This window comes from Streptosporangium sp. CA-115845, from assembly GCF_050943795.1.
In the GTDB taxonomy this organism is placed as follows: domain Bacteria; phylum Actinomycetota; class Actinomycetes; order Streptosporangiales; family Streptosporangiaceae; genus Streptosporangium.
On sequence record NZ_CP191987.1, the window covers coordinates 49,501 to 69,692 of the forward strand.

Genomic DNA, 20,192 nt, shown 5'->3' on the forward strand with positions numbered 1-20,192 from the left:
GCGCCACACCCGCCTCCTGGTGCGTGAAGCTCCCCTCGCCATCAAGCCCCTCTCATCGCCAGAGAAAGCCTGATGCCGACAGCGATCGCCACCTCCAACAGAACCGGCTCGTAGAACACCACCTCACCTGGCCGGTTCCGGATAGGCGAAGGGCTGCCGGGTGGGACGTCCCGGCGGTCATCGCGTTCATATCACTGGTCGTCGTGCCAGGACGCGGATGGCTGGACGGGTTGCTCTTCGTTTAGACGGCGGGTGCTCACCCCTGGTGAGAGCGCCGCGATCCGGTTGCCGGCCGAAGAGCTGGCCGGGTGGAGGTTCGCGCCGCTGGACTGGCTGGCGGAGCTGCTGCCTGAGGTGTTGACCGGGCGCCTGGCCGCGTGCCTGCACGCCCTGAAGCATGCAACGGTGGCATCGCTACACAAGGCCCACCCGTCCTAACCCATATGGCCTGGTGAGCCGGTGGCGGGTCGGGCTCGCACACGAAGGTGGTGGGGGAAGGCAACCTGTGGAGCAAAGGACCTTCGGTAGACTGAGGCGGTGCCCACCGGTTCGGACTCGACCTTGCTGATCACGCTGCGCGGCAACTCCGCATCCGGTAAGACCAGCCTGGCCCGCGCCGTACGGACCGCCTACGGCTACGGGTTAGCGCTGGTCAGCCAGGACGTGATCCGCCGGGAGCTGCTGCGCGAGAAGGATCGGCCGGACGGGGTCAACATCGGGCTGATCGACACCATTGTCCGCCACTGTCTTGACCGCGGATATCACGTCATCCTTGAGGGGATCTTCTTTTCCGGCCATTACGGGCGGATGCTGCGGGCGCTGCGCGATGACCACCGGGGCTCCACCTACGGTTTCTACTTTCACGTGCCCTTCGCCGAGACAATGCGGCGGCACACCACGAAACCGCAGGCCGACGAGTACGGCGAGGCTGAGATGCGCCAGTGGTACCGGGAGTGGGATCTGCTGGCCGACAGCGGCGAGACGATCATCGAGCCGGACAGCTCACTGGAGACGAGCGTGCAGCAGGTGCTGGAGGAGACAGGCTTGATGCGTATGCGGATCCACCGATGAGTCGCCACGCTGGCGTCAGTGGCGGGTCAGGCGATGGCGATCCACTCGCCGGCGCACTCGCGAGGATCGATCGGCAGGGCCGTCGCAGATTGCCGCGCTGAAAAAGGGGGATTCGGCGGTCAGTAGATGCCCAAGGCGGAAAAGGTACGGTCGATGATCGTCGCATCAGCTGGGGAGGTGAACCACCGGCAGCCGCCGCCGAAACGCTGATAGATCCCTTCGGCGTCGCCCTGCCATCCGGTGAAAACGCGCTGGGCGAGTACACCGGGGTCGCGCCAGGCGGCGTCCGCAGGACCCATGCCGGGTGCGAGCTCTTCGCCGGTGGCGAGCATCTCCCATACCGGTTTCCACAGTTCTTGTGCTGGCGGCAGATCATCGTCTGTAACGTCATCGCCCGCATCGGGGAGCGACTGCAGCGTGCGCAGCAGCGGAGGTTGGAGAAAAACAGCCTGCTGTCGTGAGATTGGGCCGTGTTGCTCGACGGTGGTACGAATGCGGTGTACCCACGCTAGAGCCGCGATGTGAACCAGGGTTTGGACGTCGCCCTCCTCGGGCGCCTCCGGATCCCCAGGGCGGCCCAGCAGACGCCTGGCCACCGCGGTGCTGAGGTCTTGGCAGTACGGGTACAGCCGGGCCGGGCCAGCGCGCCCGTCCATGTACGCCCGCAGCTGCCCGGTGGACAGGGTGCCGGGCGGCCCGTCGTGATGCTCAACGATGAGCGCGCCGCTGGGCTGGAGGGCGCCGTAGATCTCGTGGCCGTCGGCTCCGACCACGGCTGCGCTGGCACCGATATACGGGCTGCGGTCCTCGTCATCCCACAGGGTGCGCGCAGAGAGGATCAAGAGCGCCTCGACCGCCGGGGTGAGTTCGGCGCCCACCAGCAGATCGTGGAGCTCGAGCGCGGTGGCGAAGCCGTCGCGGGAGGTCGCCTTGGGCCAGGCGGCGCGCCGGGCGGACGATCGGGTGAACAGGGCAGGGCTGGTGAAGGGCGGCTGCAGCGGCAGCACCCAGCAGGCGGCCGCGTCACAGCGCGCGGGACCGATGTCGGTAGTGGGTAGTGCGACCAGGTGGGCGCTGCCGATGCGTCCCACGGTCGGGTGCCGGCTCGACAAAGGCGTGTGGAGCACTCCGCTGTGAGTGTCTTCGATCAGCGAGGTGACTCTTTCGCGTAGTCGATCGCGAAGCTCTGCGGACACGGCGCTGGGGCGCACCAGCGCGAAGGCGTAGACCGGCTCGGGGCGGGTGTCGTCGAGGTCGGTGGCGTGCCGGGCAAGGTGGGCTCGCAGGGCGGCTTCACCTCGTGCGGCGCGAGCCATCTGGTCGACGTCGGGCGGGGAGGGAGCCGGTGGGGCAACGGCGCTGAGCGCGTCGCGCCGCAAGTAGGAGTAGACCCAGTCGTCGTAGCCGCGATCAGGGTCGCGGGCCACCATGTTGGAGAAGGTCTGAAACCAGTTCATCGGGTGCAGGTTGCCCATGTTCATCAGGCGCACGGCCGGGTGCCCGGGGTCGGCCACATATTGCTCATTGGCCTCAAACAGCGACAAGACGTCCCAGTCCTGATACAGGAACTCCAGCATCGCGTCGTAGCGCAGATGCCGCGCTGACGGTATGTGCCCAGGAGCTAGGCCCAGATGGAGGAATCGCTCGTCGTCATCGGCGCCGTAGTCATCGAGGCGATCGAGGATGTCGGGCACCATGTTGATCATGATTTTCAGGGCGATCTCTTCGCCGTTCGTCCGGGGCAGCGGTGCGCGGCCACGGGTGAGGTCGGTGGCCAGGTCGTGGAAGCAGCGGGCCATGTTCATCCGCCAGGCCAGGTCCTGGTGATCGCAGATTCGCGGCAGATGACGCAAACCGGAGTCGAGATCGTCCTCGCGGTAGAGGTAAGGGGCGTTTTTGAGGTGGACGCTGTCCCAGTAGACCGCATACGCCAGCTCCCAGCCGGCGTCGGCCAGCAGCCGGGCGGTGAGCGGGGTGAGGTATTCGGCCAGCTGTGGGGGCCGAGGAATGTGGCGATACTCAACGCTGTAGCCGTCGTAGGGGTCATGCACGGGGTTCAGCAGCACACATGCCGACAGCCCGGCCGAGGCAGGGCCCAGGAAACCCGCTTCCCCGATCAGCGGCAACGGTGGCGGTGCGACCACGTGAGCGGGAAAACCGCGGTCGGGGTTTCGGGGCGTCATCGCGGTGAAGGTGGCAAACCACGCCGCAGGCGGCAACGCGGTGAGCCGCCGGGCCGCGAACTCCTCGCCGACATCGATGCCGGAAAGAGCGGCGGCCAGGTTCTCCGCGGTGAAACACCTGCCGACGACGTCGGGCACCTGAAAGGTCTCCAGCACCCACCACCACGCGAATTCGCGGTCCAGGTCGGCTTCCCCGTCGGGCACGCTCACCCCGAGCCGGATCAGGTCGTCATCGGTGAGGGCCAGTAGTCGCGGCGCCGCGTCGGTCATGGCCGCCAGCGCCACCGACTCGGCCACGCAGCGCGGTATCGGCGCGCAGCCCCGGGCCAGATCGTCAGCCAGGTCCTCAAAAGCTCGGGCGAGCTGGCGGCGGCCGGATGTATCAAGGGCGCAGACCGCGTCAGTAAGAGCGGAGGGAAGCCTCGCACCTGCTTGCGCCGGCACACCAGGGGTGCTGGCTCGGGTGTCGCGGCAGGTGTGGGCGGCCAGCAGCCGGCCGGCAGCGGCCAGCAGCGAGGCGGTGAACGGCGGCATCACCTCTTCAAGAGCCGGAGTCTCAGCCTCCCACCATCCGTCGTCGCCGACGTAGGCCTCACACGGGTTGACGAGCATCGTCGGCGCCTCCCACCAGGTGAACCCGCGCCGCACCGCCGGCGCCGGGCATCACCAACGGTAGCGGCCGCCTCCCACCTGCGGCGCCGCCGTGGCCTATGCCATGCAACCCACGCCCTAGGAGAAGGAAGGTGCGGCTGTGGTTCTCAGCCTCTTCGTGGACCGTATGCACAGGAAAGCAACGCAGCAGCTTTAGTCTCAAAAGCGTTATCGTCCCCAGAAAATGTGATGATTCAGGCTTTCCGTGACATGTTAAGCTGTGGTCGCAGACGTGTTCTCGACGGCATATCCACCAGGCGGTCTGAGTGTTGTTAAAGCGAATAAGGTGGAAGGATGTCATCGATGATGGCGCAACATCTTCGGCACCCAGACGTGCAAGAAAAAGCCACCGCAGCCCGATTCGCTGGGCAACTCCTTAACCACGGAGGCCTTGATCTGACCGCAGGAGAGTTTCTGACCTTCCGCGCCTACCAACTGCTGATCCTTCGCCCCCATCCCTTCTGGGCCGAACCGGAAAAATCGCCGTGGGAAAGTCTCCCCTCCTGGCAGCGCGCACTCCGCATGGGCGGCTACCCCCCGAACGATCCCGAAAGGGACGCTGAAACCAGCCGCCTGGGTGCTTTGTACACCCGATGCATCCACGATGTGCTCCTGCGTCAAGCCACCCGCTACCTGGTGGAGTGGGTACGGCATCCAGAAAGCTGCCGCGAATCTCCTGAGCGTGTTGCGCGATTGGCGCAACATACCCAAAGGCTGCTCTTTGGAGACGTCGACATGCTGAGCGCTGTGGCCGACCTGTTTGGCTGCGGAGCCCGGGACCGGCGCTGGCTGCACGCCACCCTTTCCTTCACCCCTGCCTCTGGGCACCGCCTGCAGGGCCCCATGTCGGACCGGGATCTCACCGACTACTTCATCACGAAGCTTTTTCGGCGCACAAAGTCCAGTTTTACGGAATTCACCGCTGCGTGGCCCGTGTTCTCCGAGCTTCTCGCCGCTGTCGGAGCCCTTGAATGCGACCGCTCCTATCTGCGTGACCTTCTCACCGATCTCGGTGTGAGCATCACACCAGAGATACGAGACCAGCGGCGTTTTCGGCTGAACGGTATGACACTCCGCCCTCCTGCCGAACGCGCCCAGGTGCTGGATGACCTATTTGACCGATACGCGCCAACCGTCTGGACAAAGACCGGGACGGTAGCATTAGCGGTATGGGCGCTCCGCCGAGAAGGGCACGATGACGCCCATGTCAACGGCCGGGAAAACAGCCCTTTTCTTCAGTAGCACGAAGACGTGGCAGCCGGGACGCGAAGGGCTCGGGCACGAACCGTTCGCTGACCGCCATCACATGCTGTGAACGGTGGCCCGCCGAGCTGGTTCTGTCGGACTCTGCTGTCACGATGCGCGTGGTATCGATTACGCGCAAAGGAGCTGGCCGGATGGGTAAGGGAGCGCGGCTTCGACGCGAACGGACAAGCAGGCTCTCACTGGTCTTTTGCGATCTGGACTTCGATCGGGCCAGTCGGCCGTTCGGCCGGGGAGTCCCACCGGCGCCGCCTGATGGGTGGGCCGTGGGCCGGGCCGGCCTGGTCTATGCCGAGTGGGACGGCAACCGCTGCCAGATTACCGGTGATGAGCTGATCGAGGGGCGTCACCCAGCCAGCCGCCTGGTCGCGGTATTGCGCGGCAACCGGCGCCTGATCATCGGTCATGGGCTGTTGACGAGTGACATGCATGCTGTCGCGATGGTTACCGCCGTGCCCGAATCGGTGATCCGGCGGTCGATCGACACACTGGCATTCGCCTATCGGGTTCGCGCTGGCCGCTTTTCGACCGGCTGTAATCTGTCCGACCTGGTCTGGGAGAACCTGGGCGTGCGTCGCCGCAAGCCGCACATCCCCGACCTGCTCGCCGGCGGGCCGGAACCAGAGCTGAGGGTGGGCCGCGCCGATCACGACCCCCGGGAAGACGCCGCCTTGCTCGCGCGCCTGTGGCAAACGATGGTCACCACTCGTGTCCTGGCCTGGGGCAGCGGCTCCACCGCTGGCGGGCGCAAGGCGAGCGTGGCGCTGACGGCCGAGCACCTCGAAGAGTTGACCGGCAGGCGACCTCAACCCGGAAACGAAGGATGGCGCTCCACGCTGCGGGCCGAAGGCGCCTACCGTGAAACCGAGGAGGGGCCCGGCAGGGTACAACGGCTGATCGCCGCCGACCTTCCGTCTCCGACCGTGATCAGGGACCTGGCCGAGCGCCTGCAGCACGCCGGCCTCATCCCGGCGTTTCCGCTCTCGGACGAGGAGTTGTACACCGCCATCCAGTGGATGGGCTATGGCCAGAACCTCGACGTCCGCCGCCGGATCGCGGCTGGCCGCCCCCTCACCAAACCCCTTCGGGGACGCGTCGCCCAGGCGCTGTGGGAAAGCACTCACCCGGAATGGATCAACGCCATGTTCGACGTGCGCAAGCTCTCCAGGACCTCGGCGTTGGCCTCCATCAAGTCTCATCAGTTGATGGAGGAACAAAACCAGATCCGCGGCCGCCTTATCGCCGCCATTGACACGCCTCGGTCCAGCTCGCCTGCTTGATCACGACGCCCACATCGAGCTCTTCGCCCTTTATCGTCGACAGGCGGGTGCAGGGGGCTCGCGGGCTTTTCTTCGGTGTCGTCGCTGCCAGCGTGGCCACCAGCGCGATCTCGGCCCGCGGTGAGCTTGCCTATCCGCTTTTGGCCTGCCCGGCCGCTCGGCGACGGGCCGGGGGTAATCGCGGGGGGTGTGGTCGACGGCGTCGAGGTCCAGGCGATCGCGGCTTTCGGCCCGCGGAGGCGGGCGGTGGCGTGGACCGGCGCCGTCACTACGACCGAGCACGCTGAACTGCTACGCGATCTGAGCGTCTGGAGTACCTTTCTGGCCACGTCCATCAAGGTCACGGAGCTGGAGGTGCGTGAGGACCTAAAGGAGAGCGGTCAGCTGACCGCTCGCCTCGTCGTGGCCACTCGCGTCGACGCTGTCCGCGTCGGTGAAATCGTCATGCCGATCGGATCGGACGGCTGGAGCACACTGGTCGGTGTGGGATGACCCTTGGAGGTGGACCTGAGCTTTTGCCGCTGGCATGCTGCTCGGCTTATCGATCCGTTGATGGAGGCCCCGATGCCTGCTGTGTCCGCGCCTCTCGTACCCGAGGGCTTGCCCGATCCGCTGGACCGCACCGCGGCGTGGGACGGTGACGAGCCGTCTTATTTCCGGTGGTGGCAGCACTTCACCCGAAAGGCCGACTTCGATGACCGCTGTGGAAAGGTCATCACTGAACTCGGCAGGGATGACCTGCTCACCCTGTATGCCCACGCCATCCCCACCCGGACCGCGCTGGAGCACCTGCTGCGGCTGGGGCCGCTGATCGAGGTCGGCGCGGGCGCCGGATACTGGGCCCGGCTGCTGCGCGACCTGGACGCCGACGTGCTGGCCTACGACGAGCACCCCCCGGAGCGTAACCACTGGCTGACCGGAGCAGTCCCGGGGCACCCGGCTGCGGTCGCACCGAACTGGACCACGGTGCAGACCGGGGACCACACTCTGGTGGCCCAGTATCCCGGCCGGGCGCTGTTCGTCTGCTGGCCACCGCGACCCGGAACCGAATACCTGAGCGACATCCTGCGCCGGTACCGACCGGCCACGGTCGCCCTCATCACCGGGGCCCTGGGCAACGCAGGCCCCGGGGACTTCTACCCCACGCTGGCCGACGGCTGGCGGCAGAGCGAACTGATCGAGTTGCCGCACTGGTCAACGCGGGAGGACAACCTCACCATCTGGCAGCGGATTGATCCGCATCTGCGGAAGTGATGCTTTCGACGGGGTCGCCGCTTCCCGGCGGTCGGCGCGTCGAGTGGCCGCGCCAGACCGGGCCCGAACCGGCCCGCAGGTTGCCGGAGCTCTCTCCTGCCACCGTGTACGGCTTCACCTCCTCTAAGCCGGCCAGCGTGGCCTGCGCCCACCCGGGATCGATCGGATGCCACAACCGCCACGGTGCTGGCAGGCTACGGATCGCTTCCCAGCAGGCGCGGGTCTTGCCCGTTGAGGACCCGCCGACCAGCACCACCATCCGGCTGCGTCCGCGGGCCTGTACCTCGTCCACCACAGCGGCCAGCGCCGCGTCGTGGGCGCGGGGAATGTAGGCGGGCAGCGCGCTCAGCCCGGCGGCGGCCGCGGTGGGCGCGGCGCCGTTGGGCGCGCGGCGGTCGGAACTCATCCATCACTGTTGTCTTTTTCGGGGTCGGCATCGACGGCATCGACGGGCCGCAGCATCAAAAGCATGATGGCCAGCACGATGGGCCTGGAGATGATCTCGAACCAGGAGCTGTCGGCATCCCATTGGATGACGGTGGAAAGAACGACCAAAGCCCATGCGGCGATGAGTATTCGGCGCGCGCTGTAGCCGCGTTTCCAGTCCACTCCAGCTTGCAGCGCCAGCACGACGGGGGAGAGGGTCAGCCAGAGCGCCACCAGCCACGCCCAGAACGCCGCCTGGCCGAGCCCTTGCGGCGACGTTGCCCATGCCAGCAGGTCGGTGAGCGAGAGCCACACCATCAGCACCGCTCCCAGCACGATGACCGCACCTTGCGCGGTCAGCCGCACTCGCCGGAGCCACTGCGACTCGATCGGCGACGATTCGCTCATCGTGAAATCCCCCTCCATGGCGGACTGACGGTCGCGAGCATCGTGGCGACCGGCGACTTGACCGCTTCCCGCGTGTCGGCCGGGTTCCGAACCGAAGCGAAGGGCCACGACCGTGACGGTACGCCGAGGCCGGGTCATATGCCCGAGGTTTGCCGTAGACCGCGCTCGGTCTGCGAAGAGGCCCGGTTCTTTGGCGAGGAGACGTCGACCGCGCCGGCCGAGTAGCCGGTAGGGTGCTGGACTTCACGGCCGGAGAAGGCAAGATCACCGATCCGATCGAGAAGGCCGACGAACTGCGGGACAGACGTACCAGACGAGCGGGGAAGCCCGCACGGGAGAAGTGTCGCGCGTCGCCGACTCGCCGGTGGAGGAGTCCTGCTGATGGCCGGGCGTGCGGTGGCCTGTGGTCGGTAGGGTGCCTGCACTGGTGAGCGTGGAGGGGCTGGAGGTTCACCAGATCGTCCATCAGCGGAAGGTGTCCGATGCCTGGCAGGCAGCTTGACCCGCGGCTAGTTGTTCGAGATCTCGTTCAGGCCGTCGCGCCATATGACGAACGCGAGTCCGCCGACCAGCGGTGGATGCTCGATTGGATCGATGCCGGTCATCCGCTGTTTCGTACGGCCAAGCCGGCGACTCCGCACCGGCATCTAGCGGTCTATGCCGCGCTGTTGGATGAGGCGGCCAGAACGCTTCTGCTTGTGGATCACGCCAAGGCCAAGGCATGGCTCATGCCCGGCGGGCACGTGGACCCCGATGAGAATCCGCAGGTCACGGTCGTTCGGGAGCTGGATGAGGAGTTGAAGATCGCCCCGCCGTTCCACCCGAGGTTCGGCGCGGACCCGTTCTTCCTGACGGTGACCGAGACGCGTCCGCCGCACCCGCACACCGATGTGACGCTGTGGTTCGTCTTCTCGGCCAGCCAGACGGTGAAGATTGTTCCCGATCCGGCGGAGTTCTCGGCGTGGCGATGGTTCGCCTTGGACGATGCTGAGGCATGGGTCGGGGATTTCGACCCGCAGATGCACCGGTTCATGGCCAAACTCACCTGCGCGCTGGAACTGGCTCCCGTCCGCTAGCCGGGCTGGTGCGGCTGGAGGTCGCAGAGCGTCGGCAGCGGGCCGTGCGGGGTTCGGCTGCACCACAAGCTGCCCGCCCGGCAGGCGATCGCGGCGGCTTGTTCGGCGGCTGCTCCTTGGCTCAGCGCGTGGATCAGTGCGGTACTGAAGGCCGATCCAGCGCCCTGGACCTGATGGACGGTCACCGTGAGGGCCGGGACCGCGAAGACCTCGCCGGTGTGGGTGCGGCCGATGGCGCCGTTGCGACCGAGGGTGACGACGACGAGGTCGGCGACGCCGAGGTCGGTCAGCTCGCGCAGCGTCTGCTCGGCAGCGGCCAGGTGGTGTTCGTCGGCGTTCGTCTGCAGGACGCCGACGCGGCCGTGTGGCTGGACGGCCGCTCGGAGCCAGGGTGGGGTGGGTGATCCGCCGAGGTTGATCACAACACGGCGTCGGGTGAGCAGGGCGGCATCCAGCAGGAGGCGGGGCGTGTCGCCCAGGACCTCGTAGCAGTCGAGGTAGACGGTCGGTGCGGCGGCGAAGGCGTGCGGGTCGATGCCGTCGAGTTCGGCGGTGATGCCTTTGAGTCCGGAAAACCAGGTCCGGTTCCCGGCCTGGTCGGCGATGACCGTGTTGACCCTGGTGTGCGCGGCGATGCCGGGGGCGGGGCGGTGGCCCACCTCCCAGTCCTGGAGCCGCGCGGTGATGGTGTGGCCGTCGGGGTCGTCGGCGACCGGGTTGCTGAACAGCGCGGCAGGGTGGCCGAGCGCGGTGAGCATCCCCGCGATCAGCGGCCCGTCGCCGGCCACGAACCGGTCGCTGGCCTGCACCTCGACCCCGTAGTTGAGCTTTGGGTAGGCGTCGACATGCAGGGTGTGGGTGGCGGCCAGGTAGCTGAAGCAATGCACCGCGGTGGAGCTCACGCGGAGGTGCCCAGGGCGAAGGTGGCGAGCAGGGCGGCGTGGTCGGTGATGTGGCTGGTGCGGGGGGTGTGGTCGTAGCCGCAGTTCACGAGAGTGCCGGTGGCCGGGGTGGCGAACAGGTGGTCCAGGCGCTGGGCGCCGTAGCGGTCGCTGATCCAGCTGTGGTCGCGGGCGGCGGGGTGGGCTTGGCGGAAGGCGTCGGCCAGGCCGAGGCGTTGCAGACCGGTGTAGAAGGCGTAGTCGTGTTCTTCGAAGGAGGCCAGGGGCGGCTGGTGGCCGGGTTCGACGACGTTGAGGTCACCGGCCAGCAAAAGCCGCGGGCGCAGAGCGGTGTGGAGGTATTCGAGGAACGTCTTCTGGAAAGCGCGGCGCCGGTCGCTGCTGTCGGTGGTCATGCCGTTGGTCGGCCCATACAAGCCGATGATGCGGATCTGCCGGCTGGCGTGCTCGACGTCGACCGCGACGACGCGGGGGTCGCCCGGGCCGTCCACGGATGTCTGGGGCAGGCCGCGGGTGGCGACCACGGTGAAGTAGGAACCGTCGGCCCAGCCCGGTGGGAGGCAGACCTCGAAGCCTTCGGCGGCCAGCCCGCTGATGATCAGCTTGGCGCCGTCGGAGGCTTTGAGTTCGGTCAGGACCAGCACATCGCTGCGGCCGGCCAGCAACCAGGCGAGGGTCTGCTGGGCGTGCTGCACGCTGGGGTTGTTGATGTTGAGGGCGCACACGCGTAGTTCGCCCGGCGCTGGGGCGGGGACGGCGGGCTCGGCATCGAGGCTGCCGAACAGCGCTCCTTGGATGACGTCGTCGGGCATTTACTGCTCCTGGAGGTCGGTGAGGCCGGTCAGGTGCTTGACGCGGCGGATGGTGTCGGCGAGCTGGCCCGGTTTCATCTGCTTGGCCGCTCGCTGTTCAGGGGTTTCGCTGGCCGCGCCGTACACCCAGAAACAGGTGCCGTTCTCGGTGTCGAGGATGAGGAAGCGGTCGCGGGTGGCGGGGCCGCGCACGAGGATGGAGATGGTGTCGGCATCGGCTTGGACGGTGTGGACGGTGGTGTGCTCAAGGGCGTAGCTGGATCCGGGGTGTTCGCGGCGCACCAGGATCGGGGCGAGGGCGCGGGGGTCGGTGTGCTCGCCGAAGTCGGTGTCGGCGCCGAAGATGCGGTGCAGGTACTGGCCGCGGTAGATGCCGGAGAAGAACGACCAGCGGTGGTGGTGGGGCCGGTCGTAGTAGCCGGACCGGTACAGGTGCAGCCGGATCCGGATGTCGCCGTCGGCATGCAGGACGAGTTTGTCGAGGAAGTCGTAGCGTTCGCACATGCCCGCCAGGGCGGGGTCGCCGGGGATCGCGTCCAGGAGGGCCGACAGCAGGCCGGGTTCGGTGGTGATGGCGTCGTAGACGGGCTGGCAGCCGTCGAGGATGGCGCCGGTGTCGTTCCAGTCGAGGTCGGCCAGGCCGCGGAAGGCGGCGTGCTCGGTGGTGATCATCGCTGGTTTCCCGTTCCGTAGGGGGATGCGTTCATGATGCGCTTGAGGTGGGGGTGCAGGCGATAGAACTGCCTGGCCAGGTGCGCGGGCTGGCGGTGGCCGTCGGGCAGGCGGCCGACGGTGACAATGTGGGCGGTGACGGCCGCCAGGAGGGTGAGCTGGGTGGACTTCACGCGTCGGCGCAAGGACGGCGCGGGGTGGAACGGGACGGGCTGGGTGAGCAGGACGGGGCCGGCATCGACGCCGGCGGTCACCTGGTGGACGGTGCAGATGATCGGGTCGTTGTTGAGCAGTGCCCAGGCGACGGCGTCCATGCCGCGGTAGGTGGGCAGCGCCCCGTTATGCGCGTTGAGGGTGCCCACCGCCGGCAGGGCCAGGATGTCGGCGGGGACGATGGGCATGCCGAGCAGGATGAGCAGGTCCGGCTGCCACCGGGCCAGGACGGCTGCGACGTCTTGCCAGCCGGTGACGTGCGACTGGGCGGCCGGCAGATCCGGCGCCGGGCGGGGCGCGCGTCGCGGAGCAGGCGGGTACCAGGCGCTGTCGTAGGCAGAGGTCACCTCCTGCTCGGGCGGTGAGCCGTACCAGCACACCGCGGAGACCTCGACGCCGAGGCCGCGCGCGTGCGGGAGGATGGCCGCTGGGCTGCTGGATCCGGCTCCGGCCAGGATCACGGTCTTCAGCTGCCCGGCGGCCGCAACAACGAAGGGCTCACCGGCCGGCTCGGGCACGACTGGTGAGGACATGGGAGGCAGCGCGCGGCGAGAGAGACACTCGGCCAGCTCGGCGCAAGCCGCATCCACCAAGACGGCGGTGGCCTGGATGTCCGGCAGGAGATCCGGTGTGCTCCACCGGTCGGCGTGCTGACGCATCCAGACGGTGCCCAGGAGCTTGCAGGCGGCGTTAAGGAAACGCAGGTCGCCGCTGGCGGCGCTGACCCCGAGCCAGTGGCGGGCAAGCAGCAGCCACGCCTTCGCCGCGGCGGGGGTGAGGGCACGAGTGTGCGCTTCCACCGGCGGCCGCCACAGCCGGGAGGTCTCGAAGCGGTGCAGCAGTTCGGCGTCGCATCTGCGGACAGACGCCGTCGGCTCCGCGAACGCAGCCTCCAGGGGCGCCGTTTCGCCCGCCGGCTCGGCCACAAGGTAGGCCACAGGGCCGGGCGGTGCCCCGCGCGCGGCGCCGTACGCCGTGCTGGGCACGGCGTCGTACGACCTGGCCGGTGCGGTGAGGTCAGGTTGCCACCAACGGCCGGTCAGTGCGGCTTCGGCCACCCCCGCGTTCGGGCCCGGCGCCGCCGGGCGGCCGGTGCGGGGGGGTGCGGCGAGGATGTGTGCGGGGGTGAAGTCGGCGTCGATCACCTCGGCCACCGGCGGCCGGTTCTGCGCGTCGGCGTCGTTGTGGTGGCCGGCGCTGGTGTCGGGGCGGGTGGTCATCGGGCCACGTGCTCGCTGACTTTGGCCAGCGCGGCGAGGTAGCCATCCAGTAATTCCTCGTCCCCGGGGTATCCCCAGGCGGGGATCTTGATGAAAGCGTCCTGGAAGGCTGTGACGCCGGGCAGGTCGGCCGGGTGGGTCGGGGCGGGTGTCCAGGGGGCGAACGGGTCGCGGCGGGCGAACAGCGGTTCGGTGGAGATGTCGCGGGTGGAGCCGGGCGCGTCGACCTCGAGCGCGCCTTCGGCGACGCACAGCTGGACGAACTCGTCGCGGGTCACGCTGGCCTGGCCGGGGTGAAAGCGCAAGCCGAGGACGTACAGGCCGTGGGCGCCACGCTCGGGCGCGACGACGGGGGAGATGAGGGGGTTGGCGGCCAGGGCCTTGGTGAAGGTGTCGAGGTTGTGGCGGCGGTGGGTTTCGATACGGGTGGCGCGGGCGAGCTGGTGGACGCCGATGGCGGCGCCGAGCGTGGTCATCCGCTCTTTGAGGCCCATGCCGGTGAAGGCGAACGGGTAGTGCTTGGCGCCGGGGTCGATCTCGGCGCGGGAGCGTTTGTTGTAGTGGGCGTACAAGACGGCGAGCTCGCGCAGGCGCGGGTCGCGCGCCACAAGGAGGCCGCCTTCACCGGTGGTGATGGCCTTCTGGTTGGTGGAGAAGACGGCCAGATCGCCCCAGGTGCCCACGGGCCGGTCGTCCCAGCGGGCGAAGTGGGCGTGGGAGCAGTCCTCCAGCAGGGCCAGGTCGTGTTCGGCGCAGAAGGCGGCGATCTCGTCCATCGGGCACGGGATGCCCCACATGTGGGTGACGATCACCGCTTTCACGTTCGGCTGCATGCGATCGGCCAGGTTTTCCGCGGTCACGGTCCCGGTGGCGGGGTCGGCGTCGCAGAAGACGACCTCGATGCCGTCGAAGGCGAACGGGGAGGCGGTGGCCAGGAAGGTGTAGGCGGGGGCGAGGATCGCGTCGCCGGGGCGCAGGCCGAGGATGCGGCTCATGGCGTGGATAGCGGCGGTCCCAGAGGCCATCGACACGACCTGACCGGGCTGGAGGCCGAGGAGGGCGGCGAAGGCTTGCTCGTACTCGCCGGTGATGCCGTTGGCATCGCGGTCGGACAGGGAGCGGTGGGCTTGGTCGAGGATCGCCTTCTCCAGGGAGGCGTCGATGATGGGCCACTGGTAGTGCGGCTTGGGCGCTTGCAGGGTCATGGGGCCGCCGTGGGCGGCCAGCGCGTTCCTCGTCACAGGGACTCTCCTTTTACTCGTCGCAGTGGGGCGATCAGGGGCCGCACCTGGTCGAGGGTGTCGGCGACGGGTGCGGCCGCGTCCAGGTCCAGGACGGGCCAGCCGTGATGGTCGGCGTAGGCGAGCAGGTTCTTGAGCCCGTCGTGCTGGTAGGTGATGAACGCCTGGCGGCCGTAGTCGCTCACGCCGGCGTGCATGCCCATCTCACGGGGCTGGAAGTCCTCGCGCCGGTCGTAGAGGGTGCCGAGGTCGGCGGTGAGCACGATCACCGCGTCCGGGCCCGTCACCCGGCCGAAGATCACATCGAGGTCCGATTGTGCCCAGCCCTGCAGCAGGAGCTTGGAGAAGAACTTGAACCACCAGCCGTCCATGATCACGTCGTGGCCGGCGTCGAGGACGGGGTCCACCACGGTGGTGCGCAGCGCGCTGTACCAGGAGGCCTGCAAGGTGACCCAGAAGCCGTCGGGCAGGTCGGGGGCGTCGCCGGAGTGCCACAGCATGGTGGCCAGCTGGGTCATGAGGGTGCGGGCGTAGGGGGAGGTCCGGCTGATCTGCCGGCGTGGCACGAACACCAGCCGCGGCCCGGCCGCAGCCGCAGGCGCGGTGCCGGTGGCCTGGCCGGCGATGTCCTGGTCGACGGTGTCCTGGTCGACGGTGTCCTCGTAGGTGGTGTCGGCCAGGCCTTGGGCCAAGGTCGTCTTGCCGATCCCGTCGGGGCCCTCTAAAACGATCAGCCGTCCCCGCCGCGCCTGCTTGCGCTTCTGCCGTTCCGCCACGGTGCTCTTCTCCCCTTCCGCTGATGTGGGTGGTGCTGGCTCGATCTTCACCCGGTGCCACCCGATTCGCCCTGGCTTTCCCGCGTTGCGACCCAGACCGGTCAGGTGCCGCAGGCGTCGGCGGCGTTGATGAGCCTCCAGCCGGCCCCGGCGAGCCAGCGCCGGTGCTCGGTGCGCAGGAGTTCGGCGTTGCCAGGGGACAGCAGCGGCAGTGCCTGGCCGACGGGGGCGGCGAGGGCGCTTTGGAGGCGGCTCAGCTGCTCGTCCATCAGCGCGCGCAGTGCCTGCTCGCCCAGCTCCGCGCCAGGGCCGGTGTGATCGATGAGGTCGAGCATGGCGGTGAGCAGCGTGTAGGCGGCGGCGCGGATGGTGACCCGGGCGGTGTGCAGGGCCGCCCGTTGCGGCCCGTCCACGATCTTCTCCAGGCTTTTGAGGGTGTAGTCGAGGGCGAAGGTCCGATCCACCCACATCTGGGCGTGCACGGAGCAGATGCCGATGCGCTGGTCGGCGAAGCGCGCCTCGACGCGGCCCATGCTGGGGTCGATCGCTCCGGTCAGCCCGTGTGCGGTCGCCGCGCGGGTATAGGCGGCGCCGATCAGGCACTCCATCGAGACCAGCATGTAGGAGATGCCGGTGTGGAAGGGCCGGCCGGTCGCGTGCGCGGCGACCCAGCCGGGGTCGCGGACACCGTCGACGATCTCCTCTGCGCTCAGGTGCGGCTGCGGGGTCAGCAGCAGATCGGTCCGCCTTTGGAAGGCGTGGGTGGCGCGCAGCTCCTTGAGGTTCATCAGGTGGTCGAAGGTGATGTAGGTGAAGCGGGTGGGAACGCCGAGCGCGCTCAGGGTGCGGATCGCCAGGGCGTTCTGTTCGCCGGTGGTGTCCTTGTTGAACCGGGCCAAGATGGAGTCGACGCCCGATTCCACACCGAACAGCATCCGGCGCAGCCCAAGACCGCCCAGGCGCCGCCACATCCGGGCTCGCTCCACATGCCAGGCGCGGTCTTCCTCCGGCCGGACGACCTGATCGATGCGGCAAGAGGACTCCCAGGCGAAGCCCTCGCTGTGCAGCAGGCCCGCCAACTCCAGCCCGCGGGCGACGGCGTCCTGGTCGCGGCCGAAGAACTCCTCATCGACCAGGTAGAGGGTCTTGGAGGTGTCCGGGTGCCGGTCGAAGGTGCGGGTGAGTTCGGGCAGTATGACGGCGAGCTGCTGGACCGAGCCCGCCGCCCACAGTCCCTTGTGGCTGCGCGGGCAGAAGCTGCACGCCGAGGTGCAGCCGCGCGAGGCCTCCGCCTGCGCGACCCCGTGGCAGTCCAGGGTGCGCTCCAGCAGGTCGAGTTCGGGCAGGAAGTCCACCAGGCGGGCGTTGGGCACCTTCGCGGTGCGCTGCCGCGACCGCACGGCCAGGGCGCCGCCGCGCGCGGCGCCGGCGTAGCCCAGGCCCGGGATCTCCTCCAGCGGCAGGTCCCCGTGGTAGTGGCCGAGCGTGTCGGCGATCGTGGTCTCACCGGCGCCGCGGGCGATCAGCAGCCGGGGGTAGGCGTCGAGCAGGAGCGCCTGGTTGCGGACGGTGAGGCTGCCCCCGGCCAGGACCAGCGGCGGCTGCGGTAAGGCGTACAGGTGATCGAGCAGGGCGATCATCAGGTCGTGCTGGCCGAACGTCGCCGACACCCCGACGATGTCGGGGTCGGTCGCGGCGATCGTCGCGAGCAGGTCGGTGAAGCTCACCTTCAGCTGCATGTCGACCAGGGTGATCTGGCCGAGCAGCGTGCGGCGGGCGGCGCGGGCCAGGTCGGAGATCGCCAGTGGGAAGCGCGGCAGCGGGAACCACTCCGGGTGATACAGCGAGGCCAGCAGCACGCGGGGCCGCTGCAGCCGCTCGGCGCCGTCCGCGCTGAGGTGTCCGCCGGACACCCACGTCCCCGGCTGGTCGATCCTGAGCCGTCCGGCCGTCCAGGCGGGCCAGTCCCGCTCGGCGTGCGGGCGGCCCTCAAGGTCGGCGAACGTCCATCCGCCCAGGGCCGGCGCGCGTTCGGCGATCAGCAGCCGCTGGTCGAGGGTGCCGGTCAGGCTGACCTTCCCCGGCAGGATGTCGGTGAGGGCGGCGCGCAGCTCGTTCGGCCAGGCGGCGGGGATGCGCAGCAGCTCGTCGCGCCGGTCTTGGCCCAGCCGCTCGCCGGTGGCGTGCTCGACCGCGGTGAGCAGCCGTCCGCCCCAGGCCTCGTCGACGATGGCCGTGCGCTGGTGGGCGATGGTCGTGGTCATCGGCTCGCTCCTGTCCCCAATCGGACTCCTCCAAGCCAGCACACGCGATCGCACGGGGGGCGCCAAGAGGCGCGGACGGACCCGGACTCATCCGCCGCAGGCCCGCATGCGCCTGGCTGGGATGGGCCCGCTGCCAGGTGATCACCTCGCTACACTGCTCGGACAGTTTCGGACAGTTGCACGCCCTCGATGAGGAAGCTCGTGTCACCTCCAGACGATCTCGACCCCACCCAGGCGCACACCGCGGCCGACCTCGCGGCGTGCCTGCGTCGCGTGCAGCTGCTGGCGGGTAACCCCTCGCTGCGGGAGCTGGAGCAGCGCGCGCGCCGGCAGGGGCGCAGCCTTCCCCGCAGCACCACCGGCGACATGCTCAGCGGCCGGCGCCTGCCGCGCAAGCTACTGATGATCACCTTTTTGCAGGCGTGCGGGGTCAACCCCGCAAAGGATCCGCGCTGGCTGGTGGCGTGGAACCGGCTGGCCGCGCTCGCCGCCGAGACCCCGGAGCACCGGCCGCTGAGCGCGGACATCGTGGCCGATGTCCGGGCCGCCGGCCTGACCCGCATCGGCACGACCTATCTCACCGACATGCAGTGGAGCGCGCTGTTCGCCGATGTGCGCGAGCTGGACGTCTACATGGCCTACGGGCAGACCTGGGCCCGGATGCACGCCCGCGACCTAGCTCGCCTGGCTGCCCGGCCAGGTGCCCGCATCCGCGTGGTGCTGGCCGACCCCGACGACCCGCTCACCGTCGCCGTCCTGGCCGACCGATTCGACCTGACCACCGAGGAACTGCGGCGGCGCATCATCGCCACCGAGGCCGACTACGCCGCGCTGCGCACCGAGCCCGGCGCCACCATCGAGATCTACTACCGGGCTGGCGATCGTATGTTCTCCTTCTACCGGCTCGACGACACCGCCGTGCTCGGCTTCTACAGCCACGCCCGTACCCGGGCCGCCAGCGTCCCCGTCTTCGTGTGTGCGCGCCCCGGCGACCTGTATGACTTCATCACCGAGGAGTGGCAGGCCATCCTCCGCGACAGCCGCCCCGCCTGAACCCACAGGCCGGATTGGAGGAAGCACCCCCGCACCGCCACCCGGCGCGCGCATGATGAGATCTTCTGCCCCGCTGTCGCTCGAGAGGCCCTGCCGATGACCTCGCACCCGCTGCCGACCCGCACCCTCGGCCGTACCGGCATCACCGTCCCCGCTCTCGGCGTCGGCTGCTGGGCGATCGGCGGCCCCGACCACAACCTCGGCATGCCGATGGGCTGGGCCACCGGCGCCGACCAGGCGGCCGCCATCGCCGGCTTGGAGACCGCGTGGGAGCTGGGCGCCCGGCTGTTCGACACCGCCGATGTCTACGGCCACGGCCTGTCCGAACGACGGCTCGGACAGCTGATCGCCCAGGTCCCCCGCGAGCAGATCGTCGTGTCCTCCAAGGTCGGCTACTTCGCCGGCACCGCCGCCCACGGCTTCGACCCCGCCCACATGCGCCGCCAACTCGGGCAGAGCCTCGACAACCTCGGCACCGACCACCTCGACATCTACGGGCTGCACCACCACGACTTCGGCGAAGACGACCGGTGGCTGCAGCCCGCGATCGAGGCCATGCACGCCTTCAAAGCCGAAGGCCTCATCCACGCGATCAGCCTGCGCGGCCCGCACCGCTTCGCCCCCGACCGGCTGTCCACCCCGCCCGCGCTGCGCGGCGACAAGATCGCCCGTTTCCGGGCACTGTTCGACCAGGTCCAGCCCGATGTCCTGGCCACGCGCGACAACCTGCTGACCCCAGAGGCCAGCTCCGCGGGCGTCTTCGCCTTCGCTGACCAGCACGGCTGCGGGGTCCTGATCAACAAGCCGCTCGGCCAGGGGCTCTTGACCCGTTCCCATCGGCCCGAGCAGCCGCCCCGCTTCGCCGACGGCGACCACCGGGCCCGCAAACGCTGGTTCACCGCGCCCGCCCTGGCCGTCCTGGATGAGGCCCTGGCCGAGATCCAGAGCACCATCGCGCCCGAGCAGCATGACCTGCTCGCCCTCGCCTTGTGGTCCTGCCTCAACCGCACCCGCAACGCCGTCGTCCTGACCGGCTTCACCAACCCCACCCAGATCCACGCCAACATCACCGCGATCAACCGGGTGCCTTCCCTCGCCGATCTCACTCACGCCCGCACCGTCATCTCGGCGGCGCAGCAGCGCCTCGACACCGACGGCCACGTGTTCCTCGACGAGTGAGGCACACCGGCGCGCCCCGCACCTCGAGCCGAGTTCACCCTCTCATGTCGATGAGCTGTACAGGTCGGCGCGACATCCGCCAACAGCTCTGGGGAACTTGCGGGTAACCCATCACCGGATCGAGTCATCCTCGACAGGGGCTGGCACACGACTCCTCGGCTTCTTCACCACACTGTCAACGGTCAGGTGCGTGTCGCACACGAAATCGCAGGTGGTCCTGATCGGTTCGCTCACGCTCGATAGTCAGA

Annotated in this window: 19 protein-coding genes; 9 read left to right on the forward strand and 10 right to left on the reverse strand. The window is 68.9% G+C overall.

Annotated features, from left to right (window positions below):
* Positions 1-252 precede the first annotated feature (252 nt).
* Positions 253-438 (forward strand): hypothetical protein, encoded by a 186-nt coding sequence (locus ACQP0P_RS00200; protein WP_433358773.1) that lies wholly within the window; start codon positions 253-255, stop codon positions 436-438.
* Positions 439-537: 99 nt separating this feature from the next.
* Positions 538-1,071, forward strand: a complete 534-nt coding sequence (locus ACQP0P_RS00205) for an AAA family ATPase (protein ID WP_433358774.1) — start codon at positions 538-540, stop codon at positions 1,069-1,071.
* Positions 1,072-1,190: 119 nt separating this feature from the next.
* Here the strand turns inward: ACQP0P_RS00205 and ACQP0P_RS00210 are convergent, their stop codons facing one another.
* Positions 1,191-3,788 carry a hypothetical protein gene (locus ACQP0P_RS00210; protein ID WP_433358775.1) on the reverse strand — a complete coding sequence of 866 codons (2,598 nt, stop codon included), beginning with the start codon at positions 3,786-3,788 and terminating at the stop codon, positions 1,191-1,193.
* A gap of 411 nt (positions 3,789-4,199) precedes the next feature.
* Between ACQP0P_RS00210 and ACQP0P_RS00215 the strand changes: the two genes are divergently transcribed.
* The 4 genes from ACQP0P_RS00215 to ACQP0P_RS00230 all read left to right on the forward strand — a co-directional run bounded on the left by ACQP0P_RS00215 (position 4,200) and on the right by ACQP0P_RS00230 (position 7,702).
* Positions 4,200-5,147, forward strand: coding sequence for a hypothetical protein (locus ACQP0P_RS00215; RefSeq protein ID WP_433358776.1), 948 nt, complete (start codon positions 4,200-4,202; stop codon positions 5,145-5,147).
* Positions 5,148-5,434: 287 nt separating this feature from the next.
* Complete coding sequence (locus ACQP0P_RS00220; RefSeq protein ID WP_433358777.1) at positions 5,435-6,448, forward strand: hypothetical protein; 1,014 nt, start codon at positions 5,435-5,437, stop codon at positions 6,446-6,448.
* 189 nt (positions 6,449-6,637) lie between these two features.
* Positions 6,638-6,940 carry a hypothetical protein gene (locus ACQP0P_RS00225; protein ID WP_433358778.1) on the forward strand — a complete coding sequence of 101 codons (303 nt, stop codon included), beginning with the start codon at positions 6,638-6,640 and terminating at the stop codon, positions 6,938-6,940.
* A gap of 72 nt (positions 6,941-7,012) precedes the next feature.
* The gene (locus ACQP0P_RS00230; RefSeq protein WP_433358779.1) at positions 7,013-7,702 is read left to right on the forward strand and encodes a hypothetical protein; all 690 of its coding nucleotides are present in this window, start codon (positions 7,013-7,015) and stop codon (positions 7,700-7,702) included.
* On the opposite strand, the gene ACQP0P_RS00235 is transcribed toward ACQP0P_RS00230, so the two are convergent.
* Positions 7,662-8,108, reverse strand: coding sequence for a hypothetical protein (locus tag ACQP0P_RS00235; protein WP_433358780.1), 447 nt, complete (start codon positions 8,106-8,108; stop codon positions 7,662-7,664). The genes ACQP0P_RS00230 and ACQP0P_RS00235 overlap by 41 nt on opposite strands.
* Positions 8,105-8,644, reverse strand: coding sequence for a hypothetical protein (locus ACQP0P_RS00240; protein ID WP_433358781.1), 540 nt, complete (start codon positions 8,642-8,644; stop codon positions 8,105-8,107). The genes ACQP0P_RS00235 and ACQP0P_RS00240 overlap by 4 nt, the downstream gene beginning before the upstream one ends.
* A gap of 374 nt (positions 8,645-9,018) precedes the next feature.
* Between ACQP0P_RS00240 and ACQP0P_RS00245 the strand changes: the two genes are divergently transcribed.
* Positions 9,019-9,612, forward strand: a complete 594-nt coding sequence (locus tag ACQP0P_RS00245; RefSeq protein ID WP_433358782.1) for an NUDIX domain-containing protein — start codon at positions 9,019-9,021, stop codon at positions 9,610-9,612.
* Here ACQP0P_RS00245 and ACQP0P_RS00250 read toward each other — a convergent pair.
* The 7 genes from ACQP0P_RS00250 to ACQP0P_RS00280 all read right to left on the reverse strand — a co-directional run bounded on the left by ACQP0P_RS00250 (position 9,609) and on the right by ACQP0P_RS00280 (position 17,712).
* Positions 9,609-10,514 (reverse strand): carbohydrate kinase family protein, encoded by a 906-nt coding sequence (locus tag ACQP0P_RS00250; RefSeq protein ID WP_433358783.1) that lies wholly within the window; start codon positions 10,512-10,514, stop codon positions 9,609-9,611. The two genes, ACQP0P_RS00245 and ACQP0P_RS00250, sit on opposite strands and share 4 nt — an antisense overlap.
* The gene (locus ACQP0P_RS00255) at positions 10,511-11,326 is read right to left on the reverse strand and encodes an endonuclease/exonuclease/phosphatase family protein (RefSeq protein ID WP_433358784.1); all 816 of its coding nucleotides are present in this window, start codon (positions 11,324-11,326) and stop codon (positions 10,511-10,513) included. Before ACQP0P_RS00255 ends, ACQP0P_RS00250 begins: the two co-directional genes overlap by 4 nt.
* A complete protein-coding gene (locus ACQP0P_RS00260; RefSeq protein WP_433358785.1) occupies positions 11,327-11,998 on the reverse strand; it encodes a hypothetical protein in 672 nt (223 codons plus the stop codon).
* On the reverse strand, positions 11,995-13,431 hold the full coding sequence (locus tag ACQP0P_RS00265) for a formyltransferase family protein (RefSeq protein WP_433358786.1): 1,437 nt from the start codon (positions 13,429-13,431) through the stop codon (positions 11,995-11,997). Before ACQP0P_RS00265 ends, ACQP0P_RS00260 begins: the two co-directional genes overlap by 4 nt.
* A complete protein-coding gene (locus tag ACQP0P_RS00270; protein WP_433358787.1) occupies positions 13,428-14,672 on the reverse strand; it encodes a DegT/DnrJ/EryC1/StrS family aminotransferase in 1,245 nt (414 codons plus the stop codon). The genes ACQP0P_RS00265 and ACQP0P_RS00270 overlap by 4 nt, the downstream gene beginning before the upstream one ends.
* Positions 14,669-15,448: a hypothetical protein gene (locus ACQP0P_RS00275; protein ID WP_433358788.1), complete on the reverse strand. Its 780-nt coding sequence runs from the start codon at positions 15,446-15,448 to the stop codon at positions 14,669-14,671. Before ACQP0P_RS00275 ends, ACQP0P_RS00270 begins: the two co-directional genes overlap by 4 nt.
* 101 nt (positions 15,449-15,549) lie before the next feature.
* Positions 15,550-17,712, reverse strand: a complete 2,163-nt coding sequence (locus ACQP0P_RS00280; RefSeq protein ID WP_433358789.1) for a hypothetical protein — start codon at positions 17,710-17,712, stop codon at positions 15,550-15,552.
* Positions 17,713-17,913: 201 nt separating this feature from the next.
* Between ACQP0P_RS00280 and ACQP0P_RS00285 the strand changes: the two genes are divergently transcribed.
* Together ACQP0P_RS00285 and ACQP0P_RS00290 are read left to right on the forward strand one after the other, a co-directional pair.
* On the forward strand, positions 17,914-18,765 hold the full coding sequence (locus ACQP0P_RS00285; protein WP_433358790.1) for a hypothetical protein: 852 nt from the start codon (positions 17,914-17,916) through the stop codon (positions 18,763-18,765).
* A gap of 96 nt (positions 18,766-18,861) precedes the next feature.
* On the forward strand, positions 18,862-19,944 hold the full coding sequence (locus tag ACQP0P_RS00290) for an aldo/keto reductase (protein ID WP_433358791.1): 1,083 nt from the start codon (positions 18,862-18,864) through the stop codon (positions 19,942-19,944).
* Positions 19,945-20,192 lie beyond the last annotated feature (248 nt).